At 69.0% G+C, this 25,896-nt stretch carries 23 protein-coding genes; 16 read left to right on the top strand and 7 right to left on the bottom strand.

Annotated features, from left to right (window positions below; translation table 11 throughout):
• Window positions 1-48 precede the first annotated feature (48 nt).
• Complete coding sequence (dnaK, locus tag BLQ76_RS13145) at window positions 49-1,977, bottom strand: molecular chaperone DnaK (protein ID WP_090673940.1); 1,929 nt, start codon at window positions 1,975-1,977, stop codon at window positions 49-51.
• A gap of 419 nt (window positions 1,978-2,396) precedes the next feature.
• Between dnaK and BLQ76_RS13140 the strand changes: the two genes are divergently transcribed.
• Genes BLQ76_RS13140 through BLQ76_RS13130 form a run of 3 tightly spaced genes read left to right on the top strand, consistent with a single transcriptional unit; the run spans window position 2,397 to window position 4,734 of the window.
• Complete coding sequence (locus BLQ76_RS13140) at window positions 2,397-3,329, top strand: hypothetical protein (RefSeq protein WP_090673938.1); 933 nt, start codon at window positions 2,397-2,399, stop codon at window positions 3,327-3,329.
• The gene (locus BLQ76_RS13135; RefSeq protein ID WP_090673936.1) at window positions 3,326-3,718 is read left to right on the top strand and encodes a phage holin family protein; all 393 of its coding nucleotides are present in this window, start codon (window positions 3,326-3,328) and stop codon (window positions 3,716-3,718) included. The genes BLQ76_RS13140 and BLQ76_RS13135 overlap by 4 nt, the downstream gene beginning before the upstream one ends.
• A complete protein-coding gene (locus BLQ76_RS13130) occupies window positions 3,715-4,734 on the top strand; it encodes a DUF3618 domain-containing protein (protein WP_090673934.1) in 1,020 nt (339 codons plus the stop codon). The genes BLQ76_RS13135 and BLQ76_RS13130 overlap by 4 nt, the downstream gene beginning before the upstream one ends.
• A gap of 70 nt (window positions 4,735-4,804) precedes the next feature.
• On the opposite strand, the gene BLQ76_RS13125 is transcribed toward BLQ76_RS13130, so the two are convergent.
• Window positions 4,805-7,468: a transglycosylase domain-containing protein gene (locus BLQ76_RS13125; protein ID WP_090673932.1), complete on the bottom strand. Its 2,664-nt coding sequence runs from the start codon at window positions 7,466-7,468 to the stop codon at window positions 4,805-4,807.
• Window positions 7,469-7,722: 254 nt separating this feature from the next.
• The gene (locus tag BLQ76_RS13120) at window positions 7,723-8,553 is read right to left on the bottom strand and encodes a MipA/OmpV family protein (protein WP_090673930.1); all 831 of its coding nucleotides are present in this window, start codon (window positions 8,551-8,553) and stop codon (window positions 7,723-7,725) included.
• A 233-nt stretch (window positions 8,554-8,786) separates the two neighbouring features.
• On the opposite strand from BLQ76_RS13120, the gene BLQ76_RS13115 reads away from it, so the two are divergent.
• On the top strand, window positions 8,787-9,761 hold the full coding sequence (locus BLQ76_RS13115) for a Bug family tripartite tricarboxylate transporter substrate binding protein (RefSeq protein ID WP_090673927.1): 975 nt from the start codon (window positions 8,787-8,789) through the stop codon (window positions 9,759-9,761).
• Window positions 9,762-9,765: 4 nt separating this feature from the next.
• Here BLQ76_RS13115 and BLQ76_RS13110 read toward each other — a convergent pair whose 3' ends face one another.
• From BLQ76_RS13110 to BLQ76_RS13105, 3 genes are read right to left on the bottom strand one after another with little or no spacing between them, the layout of a single operon-like run.
• Window positions 9,766-10,215 (bottom strand): hypothetical protein, encoded by a 450-nt coding sequence (locus tag BLQ76_RS13110; protein WP_090673924.1) that lies wholly within the window; start codon window positions 10,213-10,215, stop codon window positions 9,766-9,768.
• A gap of 7 nt (window positions 10,216-10,222) precedes the next feature.
• The gene (locus tag BLQ76_RS22125) at window positions 10,223-10,390 is read right to left on the bottom strand and encodes a hypothetical protein (protein ID WP_170842581.1); all 168 of its coding nucleotides are present in this window, start codon (window positions 10,388-10,390) and stop codon (window positions 10,223-10,225) included.
• Window positions 10,387-11,784 carry a dipeptidase gene (locus tag BLQ76_RS13105; RefSeq protein WP_090673921.1) on the bottom strand — a complete coding sequence of 466 codons (1,398 nt, stop codon included), beginning with the start codon at window positions 11,782-11,784 and terminating at the stop codon, window positions 10,387-10,389. Before BLQ76_RS13105 ends, BLQ76_RS22125 begins: the two co-directional genes overlap by 4 nt.
• Window positions 11,785-12,312: 528 nt before the next feature.
• Between BLQ76_RS13105 and polA the strand changes: the two genes are divergently transcribed.
• The 12 genes from polA to BLQ76_RS13045 all read left to right on the top strand — a co-directional run bounded on the left by polA (window position 12,313) and on the right by BLQ76_RS13045 (window position 25,430).
• Window positions 12,313-15,237, top strand: a complete 2,925-nt coding sequence (polA, locus tag BLQ76_RS13100) for a DNA polymerase I (RefSeq protein WP_090673919.1) — start codon at window positions 12,313-12,315, stop codon at window positions 15,235-15,237.
• Between the two features lie 229 nt (window positions 15,238-15,466).
• Window positions 15,467-16,165 carry an orotidine-5'-phosphate decarboxylase gene (pyrF, locus tag BLQ76_RS13095; protein WP_090673916.1) on the top strand — a complete coding sequence of 233 codons (699 nt, stop codon included), beginning with the start codon at window positions 15,467-15,469 and terminating at the stop codon, window positions 16,163-16,165.
• Between the two features lie 41 nt (window positions 16,166-16,206).
• Complete coding sequence (locus BLQ76_RS13090) at window positions 16,207-16,503, top strand: DUF1330 domain-containing protein (protein ID WP_062014752.1); 297 nt, start codon at window positions 16,207-16,209, stop codon at window positions 16,501-16,503.
• Window positions 16,504-16,529: 26 nt separating this feature from the next.
• Window positions 16,530-17,081: a GNAT family N-acetyltransferase gene (locus BLQ76_RS13085; RefSeq protein WP_090673914.1), complete on the top strand. Its 552-nt coding sequence runs from the start codon at window positions 16,530-16,532 to the stop codon at window positions 17,079-17,081.
• Between the two features lie 91 nt (window positions 17,082-17,172).
• The gene (locus BLQ76_RS13080; RefSeq protein ID WP_244519609.1) at window positions 17,173-18,753 is read left to right on the top strand and encodes a polyhydroxyalkanoate depolymerase; all 1,581 of its coding nucleotides are present in this window, start codon (window positions 17,173-17,175) and stop codon (window positions 18,751-18,753) included.
• Window positions 18,754-18,886: 133 nt separating this feature from the next.
• The gene (locus BLQ76_RS13075) at window positions 18,887-19,318 is read left to right on the top strand and encodes a DUF2852 domain-containing protein (RefSeq protein ID WP_090673912.1); all 432 of its coding nucleotides are present in this window, start codon (window positions 18,887-18,889) and stop codon (window positions 19,316-19,318) included.
• 102 nt (window positions 19,319-19,420) lie between these two features.
• Window positions 19,421-20,161 (top strand): M48 family metallopeptidase, encoded by a 741-nt coding sequence (locus BLQ76_RS13070; protein ID WP_090673909.1) that lies wholly within the window; start codon window positions 19,421-19,423, stop codon window positions 20,159-20,161.
• Between the two features lie 100 nt (window positions 20,162-20,261).
• Entirely contained in the window at window positions 20,262-20,942 is a 681-nt protein-coding gene (locus BLQ76_RS13065; protein ID WP_090673907.1) for a phosphoribosylanthranilate isomerase, read from the top strand.
• On the top strand, window positions 20,939-22,162 hold the full coding sequence (gene trpB, locus BLQ76_RS13060) for a tryptophan synthase subunit beta (RefSeq protein WP_090673905.1): 1,224 nt from the start codon (window positions 20,939-20,941) through the stop codon (window positions 22,160-22,162). Before BLQ76_RS13065 ends, trpB begins: the two co-directional genes overlap by 4 nt.
• An 87-nt stretch (window positions 22,163-22,249) precedes the next feature.
• On the top strand, window positions 22,250-23,077 hold the full coding sequence (trpA, locus tag BLQ76_RS13055; RefSeq protein ID WP_090673903.1) for a tryptophan synthase subunit alpha: 828 nt from the start codon (window positions 22,250-22,252) through the stop codon (window positions 23,075-23,077).
• Between the two features lie 65 nt (window positions 23,078-23,142).
• Window positions 23,143-24,069 (top strand): acetyl-CoA carboxylase, carboxyltransferase subunit beta, encoded by a 927-nt coding sequence (accD, locus tag BLQ76_RS13050; RefSeq protein WP_090673900.1) that lies wholly within the window; start codon window positions 23,143-23,145, stop codon window positions 24,067-24,069.
• A gap of 65 nt (window positions 24,070-24,134) precedes the next feature.
• Complete coding sequence (locus BLQ76_RS13045; RefSeq protein WP_090674137.1) at window positions 24,135-25,430, top strand: bifunctional folylpolyglutamate synthase/dihydrofolate synthase; 1,296 nt, start codon at window positions 24,135-24,137, stop codon at window positions 25,428-25,430.
• 59 nt (window positions 25,431-25,489) lie between these two features.
• Here the strand turns inward: BLQ76_RS13045 and trxA are convergent, their stop codons facing one another.
• Window positions 25,490-25,813 carry a thioredoxin gene (gene trxA, locus BLQ76_RS13040; protein ID WP_090673898.1) on the bottom strand — a complete coding sequence of 108 codons (324 nt, stop codon included), beginning with the start codon at window positions 25,811-25,813 and terminating at the stop codon, window positions 25,490-25,492.
• Window positions 25,814-25,896 lie beyond the last annotated feature (83 nt).

The following is a 25,896-nucleotide window of genomic DNA, read 5'->3' as shown; positions in this document are numbered from 1 at the left end:
GCCCCGGCACTGCCGGGGCTCTTTTCACCTATCGGAATGGCAAGCGGATCAGGCCGACTTCTTGCGGTCGTCCTGCACTTCCTCGAAGTCCGCGTCCACGACGTCGTCCTGCGTGTTGCGGGCCTGGGCGCCGGGCTGGCTATCGCCGCCTTCCGCACCCTCGGACTGCGCGGCCTCGTACATGGCCTGACCGAGCTTCATCGAGGCTTCGGCCAGCTTGTCGGACTTCGCCTTGATCGCATCGGCGTCGGCCTCGGGCTGGTCGAGTTCGGCCTGCAGATCGCTGATGGCGTCCTCGATGGCCTTGCGGTCCGTCTCGGAGACCTTGTCGCCGTAGTCCTTGAGGGACTTCTCGGCCGAGTGCAGGAGCGACTCGCCCTGGTTCTTGGCCTCGACGGCGGCGCGGCGCTTCTTGTCGGCGTCGGCGTTGGCCTCGGCCTCCTTCACCATCTTGTCGATGTCGGCGTCCGACAGGCCGCCCGACGCCTGGATGGTGATGCGCTGCTCCTTGTTGGTGCCCTTGTCCTTGGCCGACACGTTGACGATGCCGTTGGCGTCGATGTCGAAGGTCACCTCGATCTGCGGCACGCCGCGGGGTGCGGGCGGAATGCCCTCGAGGTTGAAGCGGCCGAGCGACTTGTTGTCGGCCGCCATCTCGCGCTCACCCTGGTAGACCTGGATGGTCACGGCGTTCTGCGAGTCCTCGGCGGTCGAGAAGACCTGGCTCTTCTTGGTCGGGATCGTCGTGTTGCGGTCGATCAGGCGCGTGAACACGCCGCCCAGCGTCTCGATGCCGAGCGAAAGCGGGGTCACGTCGAGAAGGAGAACGTCCTTCACGTCGCCCTGCAGCACGCCCGCCTGGATCGCGGCGCCCATGGCGACGACCTCGTCGGGGTTGACGCCCTTGTGGGGCTCCTTCCCGAAGAAGCTCTTCACGGTCTCCTGGACCTTGGGCATGCGCGTCATGCCGCCGACCAGCACCACTTCGTCGATGTCATTGGCCGTGAGGCCGGCATCCTTGAGGGCCGCCTTCATGGGGCCGACGGTGCGCTGCACGAGATCGTCCACCAACGCCTCGAACTTCGAGCGCGTCAGCTTCATGGTCAGGTGCTTGGGACCGGTCGCGTCCGCCGTGATGAAGGGCAGGTTGATCTCAGTCTGCGACGCGGACGACAGCTCGATCTTGGCCTTCTCGGCCGCCTCCTTAAGGCGCTGAAGGGCGAGCTTGTCGTTCTTCAGATCGATGCCCTGATCCTTCTTGAACTCGCCCGCGAGGTACTCGACGAGCCGCATGTCGAAGTCTTCGCCGCCCAGGAACGTGTCGCCGTTCGTGGACTTCACCTCGAACACGCCGTCGCCGATCTCCAGCACCGACACGTCGAACGTGCCGCCGCCCAGATCATAGACCGCGATCGTCTTGCCGTCGTTCTTCTCGAGACCGTAGGCGAGGGCTGCCGCCGTCGGCTCGTTGATGATGCGCAGGACGTCGAGGCCCGCGATTTTGCCAGCGTCCTTGGTGGCCTGGCGCTGGGCGTCGTTGAAGTAGGCCGGAACCGTGATGACGGCCTTCTCGACCTTCTCGCCGAGATAGGCTTCCGCGGTTTCCTTCATCTTCTGAAGGATCATCGCGGAAATCTGCGAGGGCGAGTACTTCTCGCCATGCGCCTCGACCCAGGCGTCACCGTTCGAGGCGTTGACGATCTTGTAGGGAACGAGGTTCTTGTCCTTGGCGACCACCGCGTCGTCGAACCGCCGGCCGATCAGGCGCTTGACCGCGAACAGCGTGTTCTCGGGATTGGTCACGGCCTGACGCTTGGCAGGCTGGCCGACGAGGCGCTCGCCGTCGTCGGAGAAGGCCACCATGGACGGCGTCGTGCGCGCGCCTTCCGCGTTCTCGATCACCTTCGCAGTCTTGCCGTCCATGACGGCGACGCAGCTGTTGGTGGTTCCGAGATCGATGCCGATCACCTTCGCCATACGAAAACTCTCCTTTTCGAGCGCGCCGCCCGGACCCTCTGCTGAGGCGTTCCGCGAGGCGGCACCTTGGGATGAATGGGGGCCGGAAACCCGGCTCAAAGGGCCGGACCACCGGGGCTGCGGGCTATATATGAACGGCATTTCGGCCGTGCAAGACGCCCGCCGAACGCCCTGTTCGAAGCGTTGCGCCGTCATATCCGTGCACACGACCCGGACCTGTGCGGGAACCCTCTTCTACCTGGCCGGTTAGCAAGCCACACGGCAACTGGCGTCGTGCTGTCGCGGCGCTGGAACTAAATCCATCGGACGAGGAAGGCGAGACCTCCCATGCACAACATCATCTATCTCATCGGGCTGATCGTGGTGGTTCTCGCCATCCTGTCCTTCCTCGGCCTACGCTGAAGCGACCCGGAGTTTCCATGTCATCCACCTTTGATACCGGAAGCGGCGGCACCGCCGGCCGCGACACTCGCGACGCTCTCAATCGCGAGACCCAGTCGGCCCGCGCCGAACTCGGCTCGGCGACCGACAAGCTGCGGGAGGGCGCGCAGTCGGCCCTGTCGGAAGCCAAGCAGCGCGCAAGCGCGACCGCGGAGGACGGCAAGTCGGCCGCCGCCAGCAGCCTCGAGGATTTCGCCGCCGCGATCCGGCGGGCCTCAGATGAACTCGGCGAACGCGACCAGTCGATGGGCGCGGGGCTCGTGCGCCAGGTTGCGGGTGGCCTCGAACAGGCCTCCGACGCATTGAAGGGGCGGAGCGTTCCAGAGATCGCCGGTTCGGTCGCAGACTTCGCGCGGCGCCAGCCCACCGCATTTTTGATCGGTGCCGCCCTGGCCGGCGTCGCGCTCGGCCGCTTCGCCCGCGCCTCGTCCGATCATCGGCATGGCTCGTCCACCGGCGGCTACCGGGGAGGCGACCGCTTCGACCGCGGCTACGACGAGCGGGCACGATACGGCGCGTACGACCGGAGCGAGGCCTCACGTGGCAATGCCTACACAAGCCGCTCCGACGGTTCGCAGGACGCCTTCGGCGAACGCGATCGTCGCGCCGGAACGGCGGCCGGGACGAGCGGATCGAATCCGGGCACGTCGCAGGCGGGTGGATCGACCTTCTCGTCCGGCGGGTCGTCCTTCGGCTCGTCATCGTCGGGTGCATCCACGACCGGCGGATCGGCCTCCAGCTTCTCGAGCCCGAGCGGTGCGAGCGGCAGTTCCCTGTCCACCAGCACGGTGACGGGCGGCGCGTCGCAGACGACCTCATCGGGTGCCAACGACTCCCAGCTCAATCGCCTCGGCGCATCGGGCTCCACCGATACCAACAAGCTTCCCGGCCACGAGGAGAATGCCCGATGAGCGTCGATCGTGAACCGCGTTCCGTTCCCGATCTTCTAAGCGACCTGCTGCGCGAGACCACCGAGCTCTTCCGCACGGAAGGCCGTCTGATCCGCGCCGAGATCTCCGACAAGGTCTCGCAGCTCCAGGTCGGCGGCGGATCGCTCGCGGCGGGCGGCATCTGCCTGCTGGTTGCCCTGATCGTGCTGTCGCAGGCCCTGGTCATCGCCCTGGCCCATGTCGTGGGCGCCGGATGGTCGGCGCTGATCGTGGGCATCGTTCTGGCGGTGATCGGCGCGATGCTGCTCGCCAAGGGCAAGAAGGACCTGGAGACCCTCAGCATCACGCCGGACCGGACGCTGGACCAGCTCGGCAAGGACGGGCGCCTCGTGAAGGAGAAGACGCTATGAGCTCGGAAACCGAACGTCTCGCCCGCGAGGCCGAGGAGCGGCGCGGCCAGCTCGACTCGACGCTGGAGTCGCTGAAGAACCGCTTCACCCCTGGCCAGATCGTGGACGAGGTCGCCTCCTATGTCCGCAACGGGCAGGGCGCGGAGATGGTGAGCAACCTCAACCGCCAGGTGCGCGACAACCCGCTGGCCCTTGGGCTCGTGGGAGCCGGTATCGCCTGGTTGCTGCTGGGGCAGGGCGTGCGCGACAGCGGCTCGCGTCACCTGTCGCTCGGCGATCGCGATCGGCGGCGCGATTGGAGCATGGATCGCGACTGGGGAACGGATCACTGGCGCGAGGACGATCGCGACAACCGCTTCGAGGGCGCGGACCATGCGTCCGGTCCCGGCATCGGATCGCGGCTGTCCTCGGCCGGATCCAGCGTCGCCAGCGGCCTATCGAGCGCCGGCTCCACCGTCAGCGACAGCCTGTCCAGTGCCGGTTCGTCGATCAGCGGGGCCGCTCACTCGGCCGGCGAGAGCATCTCCTCGGCGGCGAGCCAGGTGTCCGACGGCGCGAGCCGGCTGGGCCACGACGTTCGCGACGCGGCCTATGACGCCGGTCGGGCGGGATACCGCACCGCCGCTTATGCGGGCGATCGCGTCAGCGAGCTCGGCCGACGTGCGCAGCGCACGTTCGTCGACACGCTGCACGAGGAGCCGCTGATCCTCGGCGCCATCGCCGTGGCGGTCGGCGCGGCGATCGGAGCCGCCCTGCCGTCCACACGCACCGAGGACGAGTTGCTCGGCGAGACGCGCGATCGCCTTCGCGACGACGCGCTCGGCTACGGTCGCGAAACGCTCGACAAGGCGAGCCACGTCGCCGAGCGGGCCTTGCACGCAGGCGACCAGGAGGCCGAGAAGCACGGGCTGAAGCCGAAGGGCGACGGCGAGACGCTGGCCGAAAAAGTCTCAGCCGTTGCGGGCGCCGCGGTCAACACCGCCAAGGACGAAGCTCGCAAGGAAGGTCTCGCCTGAGACGATCGCTGGCCGCATGCCGGTTTGAGGCCCCGGAGCCGAAAGGCTCCGGGGCTTCATTTTGCGATCCTTAATTGAACAGACCGCGGAACAGGGAGCGGTCGCTTTCGCGTCCGCCGACCGGGCCTTCCAGAACGGCATCCGGCGGAAGCTGGTCGGGTGAAACGCGGCGTGCGGGCCCCTCCAGCACCGCATCGGGCGGCAGGTCGCTGCGTCGTACCACGCGGGCCGGTCCGACGTTCTCGGGCGGGCGCATGCGAGCCGGCTCGCCGTACTGCGTGGGATCGTCGTAGACCGGCGGCGGTCCGCCGTAGCGGTCGTCGCCATAGGGATCGGCGGGTGCCACGGCGTAGTCGTCCTGCGGATCGGCACGCCGGTTGTCCGGCAGGCGACGGACCGGGGGCGCCTCGCCCCGCGCGACCGGAACCTGCTCCTGATCGTAGAAGCCGGCGCCCGGCTCGACGCGTGGCATCTGCCCCGCCGGCGGCAGCGGCGCGCCGGTCTGCGCGCCCGGCACGTCGTAGAAGCCGTCGTCGGCGGGCGCGCCGCCGGGAAGCTCGGTGTTCTCGTAGACCGGATTGCCGGCGGCATCGTAGCCGATGATGCGGTCCTGCGCGTTGTTGGCGACCGGGATGTTGGCCGGATCGCCGATGCGGTAGTTGCCGGGCAGCGGCATGGCCGGCAGCCCCTCGTGCGCGGCGGTCATGAAGCTCTTCCAAGCGTCCGCCGGCAGCGAGCCGCCGGTCACCTGCTTCATCGGCGCGCCGTTGTCGTTGCCGAGCCAGACGCCGGTGGTGAGGTTCGCGGTGTAGCCGATGAACCAGGCGTCCTTGAAATCCTGCGTCGTGCCGCTCTTGCCGGCCACCTGCCAGTCCTTGAGCGCGGCGCGCCGGCCCGTGCCCGACGAGACCACCCGTTCCAGCATGGCGTTCATCATGGCCACGATGTCGGAGGTCACGATCACCGGCGGCACGGCGTCGTCGCGCTCGTAGAGGACCTTGCCGGACGCGGTGGTGACGCGGTTCACGAGGTGCGGCGTCGCCTGGTAGCCGCCGTTGGCGAACGGGGCGTAGGCACCGGTCAGTTCCACGAGCGAAACCTCGGACGTGCCGAGCGCCAGCGAGGCGTTGTCGACGAGCGGCGAGGTGATGCCCATGCGCTTGGCCGTGTCGATCACGGCCTGTGGGCCGACGTCGGCCGTGAGCTTGGCGGCGATCGTGTTGAGCGACTTCGCTACCGCGTCGGCCACGCTGACCTCGCCGCGGAACCGGTTGTCGTAGTTCGACGGCGACCAGTTGCCGATGCGGATCGGCGCGTCGTTGACCACGGTCTCGGGCCGGACGCCGAACTCCAGCGCGGTCTCGTAGACGAAGGGTTTGAACGCGGAGCCGGGCTGGCGCTTGGCGTCCGCGGCGCGGTTGAACTGCGACTCGGCATAGTCGCGGCCGCCTACGATCGCACGGATCGCGCCGGTGCCGTCGATCGAGACGAGGGCGCCCTGGCTGACGTTCTGCTTGGCGCCGTCGATGGTCTTGCGGATCGCGGCCTCGGCCTTCTTCTCGAGCCCGAGATCGATCGTGGTCTCCACCACGACGTCCTCGTGGATCTCGCCAACCAGAAGCGGCAGGTCGCGCATCACCATGTCGGCGGCATAGTGTTCGGCACCGGTCCAGAAGGAGCGCGCCTTGGTGGGCTTGGCCGCCTTGGCCGCCTCGAACTCGCCTTGGCTTATGGCATGCTCGTCGAGCATGGCCTGCAGCACCACGGCGGCACGGGCGCGGGCGGCGTCCGGATCGCGGACCGGCGACAGGCGGGACGGCGCCTTGAGAAGGCCGGCCAGCGTCGCGGCCTCGGGCAGGGTCAGGTCGGCGGCGTTCTTGTCGAAGTAGCGGCGCGCGGCCGCCTGGATACCCGTGGCGCCGGATCCGAAATACACCCGGTTGAGGTACATCTCGAGGATCTGGTCCTTGGTGAACTTCTGCTCCAGCCAAAGCGCCAGGATGGCCTCCTGGATCTTGCGCTGGAGGGTCTGGTCGGGCGTCAGGAAGATGTTCTTGGCGAGCTGCTGGGTCAGCGTCGAGCCGCCCTGCACGGTCTCGCCCGCCGCCATGTTCTCGGAGAAGGCCCGGATGATGCCGAGCGGATCGACGCCCCAGTGCGAGTAGAAGCGCCGGTCCTCGATCGCGAGAACGGCCTTCGGCACGTAGGGGCTGATCTGGTCGAGCGCCACGGCCTCGCCGCCGGTGGTACCCCGGTCGGCCAGGAGGTCGCCCGAGACCGAGACGATCTTGACGTTGGGCGGGCGGGCCGGAATCGCCCAGGCTTCCTGCGGCAGCTTGGCCGCGAAGTAGCCGAGGACGGCGAGCCCCGCGAGGCCGCCCCAGATCACGAGCATGAAGCACAGGCGGACCATGTGCCCGAAGAAGGACCGGCGCGGCCGCTTGCGACGGCCGCCGAAGAAGCCGCCGAGGCCCCCGCCACCGCCGCTGCTTCCGCCGCCGCCCGAGCCGTTGCCGCCGCCGCCGCTGCGCCGATTGGAGCCGAGGTCGCGAGACGGGGTGCTCGGCGGATCGCGACGCGCGGTTCCCTCGATCACCGGGCGCTTGCGCGAGGAAGACGCAGCCATCGGCATCACGGCGCGATCGTCCGCCGACACCCGCACGACGCTGTCGTCGTCGACCGACGAGGCGCCGAAGGTCGGCTCGATCCTGCCCTTGTTGCGGCTGAACGCCATGCGCCGTGTTCCCCTTGAAGCTCGCCGTCCAGCGCGCCGGTCTCCCCTCGGGAGCGCGAGACGGCGGGACCCTCGACCCTCGCGCCTGCAGCGAGGCGCGGCGGCGGTCCGCTGCGCCGCATCCCGACGGATGCGGCAGCCCGACCGGGTGCAGCGTAAATGCGGCGAATTAACGGGGCGTTAAGGAAGCCTGCCAGGGCATGAACGGTCCGCGGGGCCGGTCGGCCCGCGCGTCAGGGTCCCGGCGGCGGGGACTAGAAGAGGTCGAAGTTGAAGCGGCGCGACAGGCCGATGCCGGCGAAGAACTGGTTCTCGGAGCCGACCTCCGCGATCGGCGAATCGGCGGCGTCGCCGACCAGACGGTCCCAGGCGGCATTGGCGTTCAGGAACCAGTCGGGACGGAACTCGTAGCGCGCCGAGGCCGCCACGCCCACCGATTTGAAACCGCCCGACGTGTCGTAGGCGCGCAGGCCGCCGAACGAGCCGAGGGCCTCGATCGGCTTCACGGCGAAGTAGGTGTCCATGTAGTCGGAGTCCGCGAAGCTCGTGCGCGGTCCCAGCTTGAACTCGAGGTCGGGGGTCGGGCGCGAGATCAAGTCGAAGCCCGCGTCGCCGACGAAGCCCTCGCCCTCGTTGAAGGCGTAGCGCGCCGCACCGTAGACCTCGATGTTCAACGTCTCGTAGACCGGGAACTCGTATCCCGCGCGCAGGCCGATCTGGTAGCTGTCGTCGAGCGGCAGCGTGCCCAGGAGCTCCGGGTAGTCGGCCGCGTTGCGCTTGTCGATGAAGCGGAACGAGGGGCCGATGCGCAGGCCGCCCTGCTGCTCGTCGGGCGAGCCGATGTCGAACAGGCCGGGGATGCTGAGATACTGCAGATCGACGATCGGGAAGCCCGAGACGATGTAGTCGTCGGCGCCTTCATAGGCGGGCTGCGTCGAGACGCCGGCGCCCAGTTCGATGATGAGATCGGCGTTGTTGACGATCGCGACCTCGGTCGTGTCCGGCGTGTAGACGTCTGCGGCCAGGGCTGCGGAGCCGATCAGCGCGGACGCGGACAGGGCGAGAACAACGGCGCGGATCGACATGGACGCAAACTCCGAACAGGGGCGCCGACGGGGCGCGACTTGGCTGCACCATGTTCCCTTCCGGGCCCGCGTTTCAATCGCCTGGCCCGCATGCGTGTCGTTCCGGCCACGAGCCGTGGCCGATGGGTCACAACCTGTTGCGGCCGGTTCGACTTGCCGCACCCCGGCCGCCGGTCCAGACTTCGCAGGCGGGAGTCACCGTCGGGCCCGACGGCCCAAAGGGAGGAAACAACATGAAGCGACGCCAAGTTCTGGGGGCCGCGCTGGCCATCGCCATGGGAGCGACTCTGTCGCCGGTCGCGGCGCAGACCTATCCCGAGCGTCCCGTCACGCTGGTCGTACCGTTCGCGGCCGGCGGCTCGACGGATCTCGTGGCGCGCACGATCGCCCAGAAGATGTCGACGATCCTCGGCCAGCAGGTCCTTGTGGACAACAAGGGCGGGGCGGGCGGGAACCTCGGCGCCAGCTTCGTCGCTAAGGCGCCGGCCGACGGCTACACGATCCTGATGGGCACGATCGCGACCCATGCGCTGGTCGCCTCGCTCTACGCCAAGCCACCCTTCGACCCGGTCAAGGATTTCGCGCCGATCGCATGGCTCGTGACCGTTCCCAACGTCCTGACCGTCAACAAGGACTACCCGGCCCAGAACGTGCAGGAGTTGATCGCGCGACTGAAGGAGAAGCCCGGTGAGGAGGTCTACTCCTCCAGCGGCAACGGCACGCCGCTGCATCTGTCGGGCGAACTCTTCAAGTCGCTGGCGGGCGTCGACATGGTCCACGTTCCCTACCAGGGTTCGGGACCGGCGCTCGTGGACGCGGTGTCGGGCGCGGTGCCGATCAACTTCGACAACCTGCCGTCGTCGACCGAGTTCATCCGCTCCGGCGCGTTGCGGGCGCTGGCGGTCACCACCAAGACACGCGCCGCCAACTTCCCCGACATTCCGACCATGGAGGAGGCCGGCGTGCCGGGCTACGAGACCAATACCTGGAACGCCTTCTTCGCACCGGCCGGCACGCCGCCGGAGGTGATCGCGACGCTGAACCGCGTCGCCAACGAGGCGATCGGCGACGCGGCGGTGAAGGCGCGGCTCGCCGAAGTCGGCGCGACCACGGTGGGTGGCACGCCGGAAGAGCTCGCCGCGCACGTCCAGTCCGAGATCACGCGCTGGCGCCCGGTGATCGAGAAGTCCGGCGCCCGCATCGAGTAGCGCTTCAGCGCTCGCCGTCGTCGCCGCCCATGCCCGCCGGCAGCCGGTGTGCGTGGGCGGCGATCGCATCCTCGACGAGTTCCGGACGCTCGCCGCGCAGGATGCCGGCCAACTCGAAGGCGGTGAGGTCGCCTGCCTCCAGCGCGAGCCAGGTCGCGGCCAGTTCCTCGTCCGAAAGCGGCAGAAGATCGAGGCCGTTGAGAACCAGAAAGGTCTCGCAGGCGACCAGCGACACGGCGCGGTTGCCGCTCGCGAACGGCCGGTCGCGCAGGATCGCCTCGCCGAGTGCCGCGGCGAGGTCTGTCAGCTCGATCTCCTCGTCGCCCTGAAGCAGCCCCGCCATGCGCCGCAGAAGAAGCGCAAGGGCTGGCGCCGCCTCGTTCTCGGGCCGGCCGCTGAGTTCGGCATGGATGCGCTCGATGTCGAGCCGGTCGAGCCAGGTGATCTCGAACATCGCGCCCTCAGTCCTTCAGGGCCGTAAGCGCGGCACGCCGGCGCCGGGCGACCGCCCGCGCGACCTGCATCTTGGCCTCGCGCAAGGGGTCCGCGAGAGGGGGAAGCCCCGGCACCGCAGCTTCGTCCCGGTCCTCGTCGTCGTCAGGATCGTACTCGGGTGGCAGGCGGCTCACTTGGTGCCCCGCTCGCCCAGCGCCGCCAGGATGCGCGCCCAGGAGCGCTGGCCCTTGGCGAAGGAGCGCATCTCGTACTTCTCGTTGGGCGAATGGATGCGGTCGTCGGCCAGACCGAAACCCACCAGCAACGAGGGCATGCCCAGCCGGCGCTTGAACTCGCCGACCACGGGAATCGAGCCGCCCATGCCGATCATCACGGCCTTGTTCGGCCATTCCGCCGACAGCGCCTCGCGGGCCGTTTCCAGGACCGGGGAATCGAAGGGCAACTGGATGGCCGGCGAGCCGCCGTGCTCGTGGAACTCCGCGCGGCAATCGGCCGGCAGGCGCTCGCGCACGAACTGGCGGAAGCTCTCGCGGATGGCCGCCGGGTCCTGGTCGAAGACGAGGCGGAACGAGATCTTGGCGTGAGCCTCGGCCGCGATCACGGTCTTGAAGCCCTTGCCGGTATAGCCGCCCTCGATGCCGTTCACCTCGGCGGTCGGGCGCGACCAGGTCTGCTCGAGGACCGAGCGACCCGTCTCGCCGAACGGGACGGAGAGGCCGACCTGGCCGAGAAACGCGTCCTGCGAGAAGGGCAGCTCGTCCCAGACCCGGCGCACGTCCTCCGGCAGTTCCGGCACCCCGTCGTAGAAGCCGGGCAGGATGACGCGGCCCTCGGCATCGTGGAGCTCGCCGATGATGCGCGCCAGAACCGTGATGGGGTTCGCGGCCGCGCCGCCGAAGTAGCCGGAATGAAGGTCCATCGACGCGGCGTGGATCGTCACCTCCTCGCCGACGAGGCCGCGCAGGCCGGTGGAGATGGCGGGCGTGTCCTTGTCCCACATGCTCGTGTCGCAGATCAGCGCGACGTCGGCCGACAGCGTGTCCCGATGTGTGTCGAGGAACGGCAGGAGCGAGGGCGAGCCCGATTCCTCCTCGCCCTCCAGGAAGATCGTGACCGAGCAGGGCAGACCGCCGGTCTCGGCGATAAAGGCACGACACGCCTCGATGAACGTCATCAACTGGCCCTTGTCGTCCGCCGAGCCGCGCCCGGTGATGCGGCGCGAGCCGTCCGGCCCGTCGACCACGCGCGGATCGAACGGGTCGGCGTCCCACAGTTCCAGCGGGTCCACCGGCTGCACGTCGTAGTGGCCGTAGAACAGGACGTTGGGCGAGCCGGCCGGCCCTTCGCGCCGCGCCACCACCATCGGGCGACCCGTCGTCTCGTGGACGCGTGCGTCGAAGCCGATCGCCTCGAGATCGCCGCGCAGCCATTCGGCGGCGCGCTGGCAGTCTTCCGCATAGGCCGGGTCGGTCGAGATCGATGGGATACGGAGCAGGGCCTGGAGGCGCTCCACCGAGCGGTCGAGATTGAGGTCGAGGCAGGAAAGGACGCTGTCGAGGTCGGCCATGGGATCATCCGGGCTGCGGGTCGTCCACCGCGGAAGGGGCGGACTTCGGCAACCGGCATAAACCCTCCGGCTCGCGCAGGTCCACCCGCGCCGGACGTGGCACGCAAACAACAGCCCATGTGGAAAACGGGGAGAACGGGGGCCTGAAAACAGAAAAGAGCCGTCGCGGACTGGAGGGGGGTTGTCGCGACGGCTCCTTCTGATAGAGCGGATGTCCCGAGAGGGGGGATGGGATCTTTCCGCTCAGCATTCGGCACAAAAGCGGGGGACAAGCTTGGGGCCGAAGGCGACGCCTCTTCGTGTGCGTCGTTGTGCAGAAAATGCGCTTCCCCTCGAATAAGTTCAAGGCGATCTGATCACAGGTTCGTGATCGGAACCTTAAACCTCGGTAATGTCGGCTCCATAGCCCGGCGGTTTTCCCCTTGACGACAGAATTTGGCGCCTAGACGCGCTCGGCCCGCCACCAGGTTCCTGCGCCGCGGGCGGCGACCGTGGACAGGCTCCGCGCCCCGCGATACCACCCTTCCCATGCAAAAAGGCGATCACCTCTTTCTGGTCGACGGCTCGGCCTACATCTTCCGCGCCTACCACGCGCTACCGCCGCTGTCGCGCAAGAGCGACGGTCTGCCGGTGGGTGCGGTGGCGGGCTTCTGCAACATGCTGTGGAAGCTGGTGGAGGAGGCGCGCGAGACCGAGGTCGGCGTTGCGCCCACCCATTTCGCGGTGATCTTCGACCATTCGTCGACGACGTTCCGCAACGAACTCTACGACGCCTACAAGGCCAATCGCGCCGCGCCGCCCGAGGACCTGCGCCCGCAGTTCTCGCTGATCCGCGACGCCGTGCGTGCCTTCGACCTGCCCTGCGTCGAGCGCCAAGGCTTCGAGGCCGACGACCTGATCGCGACCTACACGCGTCTGGCCGTCGAGGCCGGCGGCGACGTCACGATCGTCTCCTCCGACAAGGACCTGATGCAGCTCGTCGGGCCGGGCGTCACGCTCTACGACCAGATGAAGGACAAGCGCCTCGGCGCGCAGGAGGTGTTCGAGAAGTTCGGGGTCTATCCGGAGAAGATGATCGATCTGCAGGCGCTGGTTGGCGACAGCTCCGACAACGTGCCGGGCGTGCCCGGCATCGGGCCCAAGACCGCCGCCGGCCTTCTCGACCAGTTCGGCACGCTGGAGGCGCTGCTGGAGCGCACGAGCGAGATCAAGCAGCAGAAGCGCCGCGAGGTGATCGAGGCCAACGCGGAACAGGCACGCCTGTCGAAGCGCCTCGTGACCCTCGACCAGAACGTTCCCTTGGCGGACGGGGAGGGGCTCGACGACCTCTTCATCCACGAGCCCGACGGCGAGAAGCTCGTCGCCTTCCTGAAGGCGATGGAGTTCACGACCCTGACCCGGCGCGTCTCGGCCAAGCTCGGCACCGACATCGCCGATGTCGCCCCGGCCAAGGTCGCCGTCGAGGCGGCCCCGCGTGGTCCCGATCTCGACGCCAGCTGGACGGATGCCTCCGGGCCGCGCGTCGGCAATCTCGAACTTTCCCCGGCCGCGCACGCGCAGGCCCGCCTGGCCGAGGCCGCCGCGCAGACCGTGGATCGCACGGCTTACGAGACCGTGCGCGACGAAGCCCGCCTCGCTCACTGGATCCGCCGCGCCTACGAGGAAGGCGCCGTCGCCTTCGACACCGAGACCACCGCGCTTGACGCCATGCGCGCCGAGATCGTCGGCCTCAGCGTCGCGGTCGCGCCGAACGAGGCCGCCTACGTGCCGATCGGCCATGTCGGCGAGGGGCACGGCGATCTTCTGGGGCACGGTCAGGACGAGAGCGTCGGCCCGCAAATCCCGCTCGGCCGCGTGCTCGACCTCCTGAAGCCGCTTCTGGAGGACCCCGCGATCCTCAAGATCGCGCAGAACGCCAAGTACGACTACCTCGTGATGCGTCGGCACGGAGTCGAGATCGCCCCGCTCGACGACACGATGCTCATCTCCTACGTGCTCGACGCGTCGTCCTCGCTGGACGGCCACGGCATGGACGAACTGTCCGAGCGCTTCCTCGGCCACAAGCCCATCTCCTACAAGGAGCTCTGCGGTTCGGGCCGCGCGATGAAGCCGATCGCCAGCGTTCCCATCGAGCGTGTGACGGAATACGCGGCCGAGGATGCCGACGTGACGCTGCGCCTTCACCGCGCTCTGAAGCCCCGCCTCGTCGCCGAGGGCCTCCTTCACGTCTACGAGCGCCTGGAGCGTCCGCTCGTGCCGGTGGTCGCGCGCATGGAGGAGCGCGGCATCCGCGTCGACCGGCAGATCCTGTCCCGTCTGTCGGGCCGCTTCGCCCAGAAGGCGGCGGGACTCGAAGCCGACATCCACATCCTGGCCGGCGAGCCCTTCAACATCGGCTCGCCGAAGCAGCTTGGCGACGTCCTGTTCGGCAAGCTCGGCCTGCCGGGCGGCAAGAAGACCCGCACCGGGCAGTGGGCGACCGACGCGCGCCTTCTCGAGGATCTCGCGGCGCAGGGCCACGAGCTGCCGCGACGCATCGTCGACTGGCGCCAGATCACGCGCCTCAAGAACAACTACGCCGATGCGCTGCCGACCTTCATGGACGAACAGGACCGCATCCACACATCCTACTCGCTGGCCTCGACCACGACCGGGCGCCTGTCCTCGTCGGAGCCGAACCTTCAGAACATTCCCGCCCGCACCGAGGAGGGGCGCGAGATCCGCACCGCCTTCGTGCCGGCCTCCGGCTACCAGCTCGTCTCCGCCGACTACTCGCAGATCGAGCTGCGACTGCTGGCCCACATGTCGCAAATTCCCTCGCTCGTCACCGCCTTCCGCGAGGGGCAGGACATCCACGCCGCCACCGCCTCCGAGATGTTCGGCGTGCCGGTCGAGGGCATGCCGTCCGACATTCGCCGCCGCGCCAAGACCATCAACTTCGGCATCATCTACGGCATCTCGGCCTTCGGCCTCGCCGCGCAGCTCACCATTCCGCAGGCCGAGGCCGGCGCCTATATCAAGCGTTACTTCGAGCGTTTCCCCGGCATCCGCGACTACATGGACCGCGTGAAGCAGGGAGCGAAGGAGCGGGGCTACGTCGAGACGCTGTTCGGCCGGCGCGCCCACTATCCCGACATCAAGGCCTCCAACCCACAGGTGCGCGCTTTCAACGAGCGCGCCGCGGTCAACGCTCCCATCCAGGGCACCGCGGCCGACATCATCCGCCGCGCCATGATCCGCATGGAAGGAGCGCTCGCCAAGGAGCGCCTCGGCGCGCGCATGCTTCTGCAGGTCCACGACGAACTCGTCTTCGAGGTGCCGGACGACGAGGTCGACGCGACGATTCCCCTGATCCGCCACGTCATGGAGACCGCCGCCGAACCGGTCCTCGAGCTCTCGGTGCCGCTCGTCGTCGACGCACGCGCGGCCGGGAACTGGGACGAGGCGCACTGAGGCGCTGCTTGGGATACGATGGGGCTATGCCCCAGGCCCCACGAGGGGACATGATATTCTCAGCACCCCTCCTCGTTTGAAACCTGTTCCTGTGTGGGGCGGGCCGCCGGCCTGCCCCACACAGGAAAAAGGCGGCTCAAATGACAAGAAGGGTCCGGGAACTCTTCCCGGACGGGGCGCGGGGCGGTAGCCCCGCCACGACCCCACCCGCGCCTCAGGAGCTACGCCCATGTCCCTCACGCCCCGCGACCGGTTGATCGTCGGCCTGGACCTGCCCGACGTGGCGAGCGCCGAGGTGGTGGTGGAGCGGCTGGGCGAGGCGGTCGGCTTCTACAAGGTCGGCTATCAGCTGGCCTATGCGCCGGGCGGCCTCGACTTCGCGCGGGATCTGGCGGCCTCGGGCCGGCAGGTGTTTCTCGATCTGAAGCTGCACGACATCGGCAACACCGTGGAGAAGGGCGTCGAGGCCGCAGCCCGGCTCGGTGTGTCGATGCTGACGGTGCACGCCTATCCGCAGGTGATGCGCGCGGCCGTGCGCGCGGCGGCGGGATCGGGGCTCCAGATTCTCGCGGTCACCGTGCTGACCTCGCTGGAGAACGCGGACTTAGCTGAGATGGGCTGGGACGGCGGCGTCGAGGCGCTGGTGGAGCGGCGCGTGCGTCAGGCGATGGACGCGGGCGTCGGCGGCATCGTGGCGTCCGCGGCCGAGGCGGGACGCGTGCGGGCGCTGGCCGGGCCCGACGCGGCGATTGTGACGCCCGGCATCCGCCCGGCGGGGGCGGCGGCGGGCGACCAGAAGCGCGTCGTGGCCCCGGCCGAGGCGCTGCGCAACGGGGCGACGCATCTGGTGGTCGCGCGGCCGGTCGTGGCGGCGGCCGATCCGCTGGCGGCGGCGCGCGCGATCCTAGCCGAGATGGAAGCGGCCTGAGGTCTCTCTATCTGGCACCGGACCCAAGAGGAGACGCCATCATGCCGAAGGCCTACTGGATCGCCCATGTCGATGTGCACGATCCCGAGCGCTACAAGGACTACGTGACCACGGCCGCGCCCGCGATGCAGCGGCATGGCGCGAAGTTCCTGGCACGCGGCGGGCCGTTCCGCGATCTCGAGGGCGACGCGCGGGCGCGCAACGTAGTGATCGAGTTCGCGTCGATGGAGGAAGCGCTCGCCTGCTACAACTCGCCCGAATACCAAGAGGCCAAGCGCCTGCGACAGGAGGTATCCGACGCCGAGCTCCTGATCGTCGAGGGCGTGGCCGAGGGGTGAAGCCGGGACGCCGGGCGTTCCGGGGCATGGCGCCCGAGCCCTACCGCATCCGCATGATGGAGCCGGGCGAGGCGATGCGCCTGCGCGAGATCGACCGCCGCGCCGGGCAGTTGCTGGTCGATGCCGGCCACCTCGCGGATGCCGAGCCTCTGGAGCCCGGCCGCTTCATCCAGTTCCTGCTCGCCCACGAGGTCTTCGTGGCCGAGCGCGACGGCAAGGCGGTGGGGTTTGCCGCAAGCGTGGACCTTGCCGAGATTCTCGCGGGCGAGCCCGAGGCGGCGGAAGGGGCGGGCTGCACGTGGCTTTCGGCGCTTTCCGTCGATCCCGAACACGGGCGGCGGGGCCTCGGATCGGCGCTGCTCCAGGCGGTGGTGGCGCGGGCGGGTTGGTTCTTCCAGCGTGCGATCGCCCTGTCCACGGCGCGCGATCTCGCCTTCAACGAGGGCTTCTACGCCAAGCGCGGCTTCCTGGCGGTGCCCGCCCCCGATCGCCCTCCAGCCCTGCGCAAGCGCTTCGATGCGGAATTGCCTCCCGGCGTCGATCCGGAGCGGCGCACCGTCATGGTGCGCTGGCTCTAGCGGCGCCGAAATTGGACGCGAGATCCAAACCACTTATATTGCAATGCACTAGCCGAAGTGTGGCGCGAGCGCTGCCGGAACGCGGGAGAGCATGTTGTACCAGTTCTACGAATGGAACCATGCCGCCCTCGCGCCTTGGCGCGCGGTCGCCGAAGCGACGCAGGTCTTCTATCGAAACCCGCTGAACCCGGTCGCGGCCACCGATTTCGGACGCACCGTCGCCGCCATGGCGGAGGTGTTCGAGCGCTCCACGCGTGTCTACGGCAAGCCGGCCTGGAACATCCACGACACGTTCGTGGATGGGATGCGCGTGCCGGTGATTGATCGGACGGTCTGGGAGAAGCCCTTCGCGCGGCTGCTGCACTTCGAGCGGGCGCTGCCCGAGGGCCGGCGCCCCGACCCGCGCTTCCTGCTCGTCGCCCCGATGTCGGGCCACTACGCGACGCTCCTGCGCGGCACGGTCGAGGCGCTCCTGCCCTATGGCGAGGTCTACATCACCGATTGGACCGATGCGCGCACCGTGCCGGTCGGCGTCGGGCGCTTCGACCTCGACGACTATGTCGACTACGTCGCCGACATGCTGCGCTTCCTGGGCGAGGGCGTGAACGTGGTGGGCGTCTGCCAGCCGGCCGTGCCGGTGATGATGGCGGTCGCGGCCATGTCGATGGACGACGACCCGTGCGTGCCCGCGACCATGACGCTGATGGGTGGCCCGATCGACACGCGCGTCAATCCGACCGGCGTGAACCGCTTGGCGGAAAGCAAGGGCATCGAGTGGTTCCGCGACAACGTCGTGATGCCCGTGCCGTTTCCTCATCCCGGCTTCGGTCGGATGGTCTATCCCGGCTTCCTGCAGCTCACCGGCTTCATGTCGATGAATCTCGACCGGCACCTGATCGCCCACAAGGACTTCTTCTTCCATCTCGTGAAGAACGACGGCGACGGGGCCGACAAGCACCGCACCTTCTACGATGAGTACAACGCGGTGATGGACCTCACCGCCGAGTTCTACCTCCAGACCGTGGAGCAGGTGTTCATCAACCACTCGCTGCCGCGCGGCACGATCGAGCATCGGGGACGGCGCCTGGACATGGGCGCGATCCGGCGCACCGCGCTCCTGACCGTCGAGGGCGAGAACGACGACATCTCCGGTCTCGGCCAGACGCAGGCCGCCCACACGCTCTGCCGCAGCCTGCCGGACGACATGCGCGTCCACTACGTCCAGCCCAAGGTCGGCCACTACGGCGTCTTCAACGGCTCGCGCTTCCGCGCCGAGATCGTGCCGCGCATGGTGGACTTCGCGTTGACTCACCGCCGGAGCGGCGAGGGGGGCAAGCCGGTTACGCCGCCGCCCGTGACCGGCGGTTCGGACCTGCCGGACGCCGACGAGTTGGGCGCAGGAACGGCCTTCACGGCGGCCGCGCAGTTGCCCGACAATCCCGTGCGCGGCCCGGATGCAGCGGGCGAGCCTCATCTTCCGGGCCTGGAAGCGCTGGAGGCCGGAACTGCGCTGCACGGCCTGGAACCGGACAGCGATCCCGCGCATATCGGCGACGCCGCGCCGACCCTTCAGGCACCGGCCGACGAGGACGGAGCGTCGGGCGACGCCCTTCTGAGCGAGGCGCGTTTTGCGGATGCCGAGCGCGCAGTCGAGGAGCGCAGCGGCGCGTGACGCGCCGCTAGCCTTGCCAAATCGTGAACGGCGCGGCCGGCGGAGGCGTTGAAGCGGATTTTCCCGCCCCCCATCTGAGGAAGCGGGATCGTCGCCCGCTACCCATGGGCCTTTCGCACTGGAACGCCGTTCGATGAGATCGCAAGCCTTGATTCGCCCCGCCTGGACCCCCGCCACCATTGCGCTGATGGTCCTGGGCTTCATGGCCTACTGGCCGCTCGGCCTCGCCGTCCTTGCCTACATCCTGTGGGGTGACCGGCTCGAGGCCTTCCGCGGCGATGTCGGCCGCGCCACCGACCGCGTGGCGGCCACCTTCCGCCGCTCGGGCGCCAACATCCCGGCCGGCTTCGGCCGCACCGGCAACGTCGCCTTCGACGACTGGCGCGAGGCCGAGCTGAAGCGCCTCGACGAGGAGCGTCGCCGCCTGAACGAGGCGAGCGCCGAGTTCGAGTCCTATGCGCGCGAGCTTCGCCGCGCCAAGGACCAGGAGGAGTTCGACCGCTTCATGAGCCAGCGCGGTCGCCGCGCCGGCGTCGAGGACGCCGAGATCGTCAGCGCTCGCTGAGCCGCCGATCGTTTCGGACTGCGGGCCGCTTCGGCAACGGGGCGGCCTTTTTCGTGAAGGTATGGATAGCGGCAAGGGCCGCGCGCTAGAACGGTCCGGGACATGCCGACGCTTCCCGCCTTTCTTCGCCGTTCCGTTCCCCAGCCGCTGCCCGACGTCTTCGAGATCGACGGGCGCGCCCTGCCGCTGCGCGTGCGCGAGCACGCCGGCGCCCGGCGCCTCGTTCTGCGCCTGTCGCCGGCGGGCGAGCTGCGCGTCACGGTGCCACCCCGGACCCGTACCGCCACGGTGCTCGGCTTTCTCGACCGACACCGCGCCTGGGTGGCAGGCCGGCTGGAGGCGCATCCGGGCGCGCTGCGCGTGGAGGCCGGCGCACGGTTGCCCTTTCGCGGCGGCGAGCTTCTCGTGGTTCACGAGCCGGGACGACGCTCGGCCCGCATCGATGCGGGCGAAGGGTGCCTCGTCGTCGGCGGCGAGGCGGAGGCAATCGGCCGGCGCGTGGCGGATGCGCTGAAGCGCGAGGCCCGCCGCGACCTCCAGGCCGAGGTCGAACGTCTCGTTCCCGTCCTTGGCATCCGGCCTGCTGCCCTGTCGCTCAAGGACACGCGGAGTCGCTGGGGCTCGTGCTCGGCCGAACGCCGTCTCAGCTTCTCCTGGCGCATCGTCATGGCGCCGCCCGGGGTTCTGCGCTACCTCGTCGCGCACGAGATGGCACATCTGCGCGAGATGAACCACGCGCCGGCCTTCTGGGCGCTCTGCCGCGAACTATGCCCCGAAACCGAAGCGGGGCGCGAGTGGCTGCGCCAGCACGGCGGCTCGCTGCACGCGATCCGCTTCGACTGAGAGACGTCCGGCGATGCAACGCATCGCGGCGCCGGCGCTTTACACGAACCGCCATACGGCGCGATAAGGCCCTGACCCTCTTAGCGGATTTCGAGAACCCGTGTATCGACCGCACGTCAAGATCTGCGGACTGAAGGAAGCCCGCCACGTCGATGCCGTCCTGTCCCGGGGCGGCAACGAGATCGGTTTCGTTCATTTCCCGCCGAGCCCCCGCCATCTGGAGATCGCGGACATGATGCGGCTGCGCGCCCATGCCGGCGGCCGGGCGCTCGTCACCGTCGTCCTCGTGGACCCGGAGGACGACGTCCTGACGCGCATCGCGGAGCGTGTGCGCCCCGACGTGCTCCAACTCCATGGTCAGGAGAGCGTCGCGCGCGTTGCCGAGATCGCGGCGCTCACCGGGCTCAGTGTGATGAAGGCGATCTCCGTGTCGCAGGCGTCCGATCTCGACGCCTTCGAACGCTACGAGCCGGTCGCCCATCGCATTCTGATCGACGCCAAGCGACCCAAGGGCTCGCAGCTGCCCGGCGGCAACGGGGTGAGCTTCGATTGGAGCCTGCTCGACGACCTGCCGACGCGTGACTTCACCCTGTCGGGCGGCGTCACCCCGGCCAACGTCATGGAAGCGGTTCGGCGCGTGCGTCCCTTCGCGCTCGATCTGTCCTCGGGCGTCGAGCGCGCCCCGGGGGTCAAGGACGAGGGCCTGATCCACCAGCTGTTCGACGCCCTCGACGGGGCGGACCGGACCATCCACCACACCAGCCAGCGGCCATCGGCATGAACTCGATCGCGACCCCGAACTCCTTCAAGCTCGGCCCCGACGACGACGGCCGCTTCGGCCTCTTCGGCGGGCGCTTCGTGGCTGAAACGCTGATGCCGCTGATCCTCGATCTGGAGGCGGCCTACAAGGCGGCCAAGAGCGACGACGCGTTCAAGGCCGAGCTCGGCAGCCTCCAGACGCACTACACCGGCCGCCCGAGCCCGCTCTACCACGCCGAGCGGCTGACCGAGCATTTCGGCGGCGCAGAGGTCTGGTTCAAGCGCGAGGAGCTGAACCACACCGGCTCGCACAAGATCAACAACTGCCTCGGCCAGATCCTGCTGGCCCGCCGCATGGGCAAGCGGCGCATCATCGCCGAGACGGGCGCGGGCCAGCATGGCGTGGCCACCGCGACCGTGTGCGCACGCTTCGGCATGCCCTGCGTGGTCTTCATGGGCGCGACCGACGTCGAGCGCCAGAAGCCCAACGTCGTGCGCATGAAGCTGCTCGGCGCCGAGGTCCGCGCCGTGACGGCGGGCGCCGGCACGCTCAAAGACGCGATGAACGAGGCGCTGCGCGACTGGGTCTCGAACGTCGAGGACACCTACTACCTCATCGGCACGGCGGCCGGTCCGCACCCCTATCCCGCCATGGTGCGCGACTTCCAGCAGGTGATCGGCGACGAGACGCGCCAGCAGATGCTGGATACGGTCGGCGCGCTGCCGGACGCGGTGGTCGCGTGCGTCGGCGGCGGCTCCAACGCCATCGGCATGTTCCGCGCCTTCCTGGACGATCCGGACGTGCAGATCTTCGGCGCCGAGGCCGGCGGCCATGGCATCGACGTCGAGAACGGCCACGCCGCCTCGATGAGCGGCGGTCGCCCCGGCGTCCTGCACGGCAACCGCACCTACCTCCTGCAGGACGAGGCGGGGCAGATTCTCGAAGGCCATTCCATATCGGCCGGCCTCGATTATCCCGGCGTCGGCCCCGAGCATGCCTATCTGCGCGACACGGGCCGCGTCTCCTATGTGCCGATCACCGATCAGGAGGCGCTGGTCGCCTTCCAGCTCTGCACGCGGCTCGAGGGCATCATTCCGGCGCTGGAGTCGGCCCACGGCTTGGCCCAGATCGCCAAGATCGCGCCCACCATGCGCCGCGACCAGCGCATCGTCCTGTGCCTGTCGGGCCGGGGCGACAAGGACGTGAACACGATCGCCGCCCGCATGGGGATGGATATCTGAGCGACCGCTCGGCGGGCAGGGGCGCTTGAGGCGCCGCTGCGCGCGCTGTATCGCCCATCCCGCCCCGCCGTATCGAAGGACCCGAGCATGACCACCCGCATCGAGACGCGCTTTGCCGACCTCAAGGCCGAAGGCCGGCCCGCGCTCGTCACCTTCGTGATGGCGGGCGATCCGGACCGGGACACGGCGCTCGCCGTCATGCGCGCCCTGCCGGAGGCGGGCGCCGACCTGATCGAGCTCGGCATGCCCTTCTCCGACCCGATGGCCGACGGTCCGGCGATCCAGCGCGCGGGGCTCCGTGCGCTGGGCAGCGGCGAGACGCTGGCACGCACGCTGGAGACCGTGCGCGCGTTTCGCGAGGACAACGAGCAAACGCCCGTGATCCTGATGGGCTACTTCAACCCGATCTACATCTACGGCGTCGAGCGCTTCGTGCGCGACGCGAAGGCCAGCGGCGTCGACGGTCTGATCGTGGTCGACCTGCCGCCCGAGATGGACGACGAGCTCTGTCTTCCCGCGCTGGCGGGCGGACTCAACTTCGTGCGCCTCGCCACCCCGACGACCGACGACAAGCGCCTGCCGGCCGTTCTCAAGAACACGTCGGGCTTCGTGTACTACGTCTCGATCAACGGCATCACCGGCACCGCGGCACCCGACGCCGGGGCGGTCGGCCGGGCCGTCACGCGCATCAAGGGTCATACGGACCTGCCGGTCTGCGTCGGCTTCGGCGTGCGGACCGCTGCCCAGGCCGAAGCGATCGCGCGGCAGGCCGACGGCGTCGTCGTCGGCTCGGCGATCGTGCAGGCCATCGAGGAGGCGGCGCCGCGCGGGACCGAGGCCGTGGTCGATGCCGTCACCGCGCTGGTGCGCTCGCTCGCCGAGGGCACGCGCGGCCAAAGCCTTGCGGCGGCCTGAGTCCGCCCTCACATCCCATCCCTGAACGCCTCCGGCGCCACGCCGGCCTCCGCCCGGAGAACCGCATGAACTGGATCACCAACTACGTCCGCCCGAAGATCTCCTCGCTGCTCGGCCAGCAGCCGCGCGAGGTGCCGGAGAATCTCTGGATCAAATGTCCCGAGACCGGCGAGATGATCTTCCACAAGGATCTGGAGGCGAACCAGTTCGTCATCCCGACCTCGAACTTCCATATGAAGATCGGGGCGCGGGACCGGCTGACGCACTTATTCGACGGCGGCGTCTTCGAGGAGATCGCGCTCGAGAAGGTGCCGCTCGACCCGCTCAAGTTCCGCGACTCCAAGCGCTACGTGGACCGTCTCAAAGACTACAAGGCCAAGACCGGGCTGGAGGACTCCGTGCTGGTCGCGGCCGGCGCGCTCGAGGGTCTGCCCATCGTGGCGGCGGTCCAGGACTTCGCGTTCATGGGCGGCTCGCTCGGCATGGCGGCAGGCGAGGCGATCGTGACCGCGGCCGAGACGGCGGTCGATCGCAAGCGCCCGCTCGTGCTCTTCGCAGGCTCGGGCGGTGCGCGCATGCAGGAGGGCATCCTGTCGCTCATGCAGCTGCCGCGCACCACGGTGGCCGTCGAGATGGTGAAGGACGCGGGGCTTCCCTACATCGTCGTCCTGACCAACCCGACCACGGGCGGCGTCACCGCCTCCTACGCCATGCTCGGCGACGTCCACATCGCCGAGCCGGGTGCTGTGATCGGCTTTGCGGGCGCGCGCGTCATCGAGCAGACGATCCGCGAGAAGCTGCCCGAGGGCTTCCAACGCTCCGAATACCTGATGGAGCACGGCATGGTGGACATGGTGGTCCACCGTCACGAGCTCAAAGGCACGATCGCCAAGCTCCTGTCGGTGCTGACCAAGGCGCCCGCCACGGAGCCCGTGATCCAACCGGCCGTCGCTGCGGAACCACCGGCCACCGTCCAGCCCGAGCCGGCCTGACCGCTTTGACCTCCTCCTTCCCGAGCGCGGACACCGCGGAAGCGGACCGCGAGATCGCGGGGCTGATGGAGCGCCACCCGAAGGGGTTCGACCTCGGGCTGGAGCGCATCCGGCGGCTTCTTCACGCGCTGGGCGATCCGCAGACGCGCCTGCCGCCGGTGATTCATGTCGCCGGCACCAACGGCAAGGGCTCCACGGTCAGCTTCATGCGGGCGATCCTGGAGGCCGAGGGACTGGCCGCCCATGTCCATACCTCGCCCCACCTCGTGCGCTGGCACGAGCGCTACCGTTTGGGACGGCGCGGCAAGCCGGGGCAGTTGGTCGACGACGCGGTGCTCGCGGAGGCGATCCGTCGTGCGCGCGCGGCGAACGGCGAGGAGGCCGTCACGGTCTTCGAGATGTTGTCGGCCGTCGCCTTTCTGCTGTTTGCGGAACATCCGGCCGACGCGGCGCTGGTCGAGGTCGGCCTTGGCGGGCGGCTCGATGCGACCAACGTCGTGGATCATCCCGCCGCCACTGTCGTCACCGCCATCTCGCTCGACCACCAGCCCTATCTCGGCGACCGGGTGGAACTCATCGCCGCCGAGAAGGCCGGCATCTTCAAGGTGGGCTCGCCGGTGGTGATCGGCCCGCAGACGGAAGCGGCGGCGTTGGATGTCTTGCGCGATCGCGCCGCCCGCACGCGCGCGCCGGTCAAGGTCTACGGCGAAGACTTCCTCGCGTATGCCGAGCGTGGGCGCCTCGTCTACCAGGACGATGCGGGACTGCTCGATCTCACCCTGCCGCGACTTCCAGGTCGGCACCAGATCGGCAACGCGGCGACCGCGATCGCGGCGCTGCGTGCGGCCGGCTTCCAACCGGCCGGCGGGGCGATCGCGCGGGGACTGACCAACGCGCAGTGGCCGGGCCGTCTGCAACGCATCACGACGGGGCCGCTCTTCGAGACGCTGCCGGCAGGCTCCGAACTCTGGCTGGACGGCGGCCACAACCCGGGAGCGGGTGCGGTGATCGCCGAAGCCTTGGCCGAGATGGAGGATCGCGCGCCGCGCCCGCTCCATCTCGTTTGCGGTATGCTCTCGACCAAGGAGCCGGTCGGCTTCTTCCGTCACTTTCAGGGCATGGCGCGCGACGTGCGCTGCGTGCCGATCCCGACGAGCGATGCGGCGCTCTCGCCAGAGACGCTGGCGCTCGCGGCACGCGAGGCGGGCCTGCGAGCCGAAGCGGCGCCCGGCGTCGCCGAGGCCTTGGCCCGTATCGCAACAGGTCTGCGGGAGGGGGAGGCGCCGCCGCGCGTCCTCGTCTGCGGCTCGCTGTATCTGGCAGGCGACGTGCTGCGCGACAGCGACCTCGCGCCCCGCTGACGCAAAAAGGGCCCGCCGGCGAACCGGCGAGCCCTTTCGACGATTGTCAGATCGATAAATCAGGCGGCGGTGTTGGAGTTGATCCAGGCCACCAGCTTGCTCTTGGGCGCGGCGCCGACCTGGACGCTCGCCTGCTCGCCGTTCTTAAAGAGCATGAGCGTCGGGATCGAGCGCACGCCGAACTGCGCGGCGAGATCCGGGTTCTCGTCGATGTTCACCTTTACGACGTCGATACCCTGGTTCTCGGCCGCGATCTCCTCGAGGCTCGGGGCGATCATCTTGCACGGACCGCACCACTCCGCCCAGAAGTCCACCACAACTGGCTTGGCGGACTGGAGGACGTCGGACTGGAAGTTGCTGCTGTCGATGGTCTTGGTGGCCATGCTCGGCTCCTGGGAAAGGGCCTCGACGCTGGTTGCGAGGGGCCACGTGCGGGGCGGGAACAGAAGGCCATGAGTCCCTCGGT

The organism is Aureimonas jatrophae (genome assembly GCF_900104035.1).
Taxonomy (GTDB): Bacteria; Pseudomonadota; Alphaproteobacteria; order Rhizobiales; family Rhizobiaceae; genus Aureimonas; species Aureimonas jatrophae.
The sequence above is the reverse complement of the archived record's forward strand: the minus strand, read 5'-3'. Positions and strand labels throughout refer to the sequence as shown.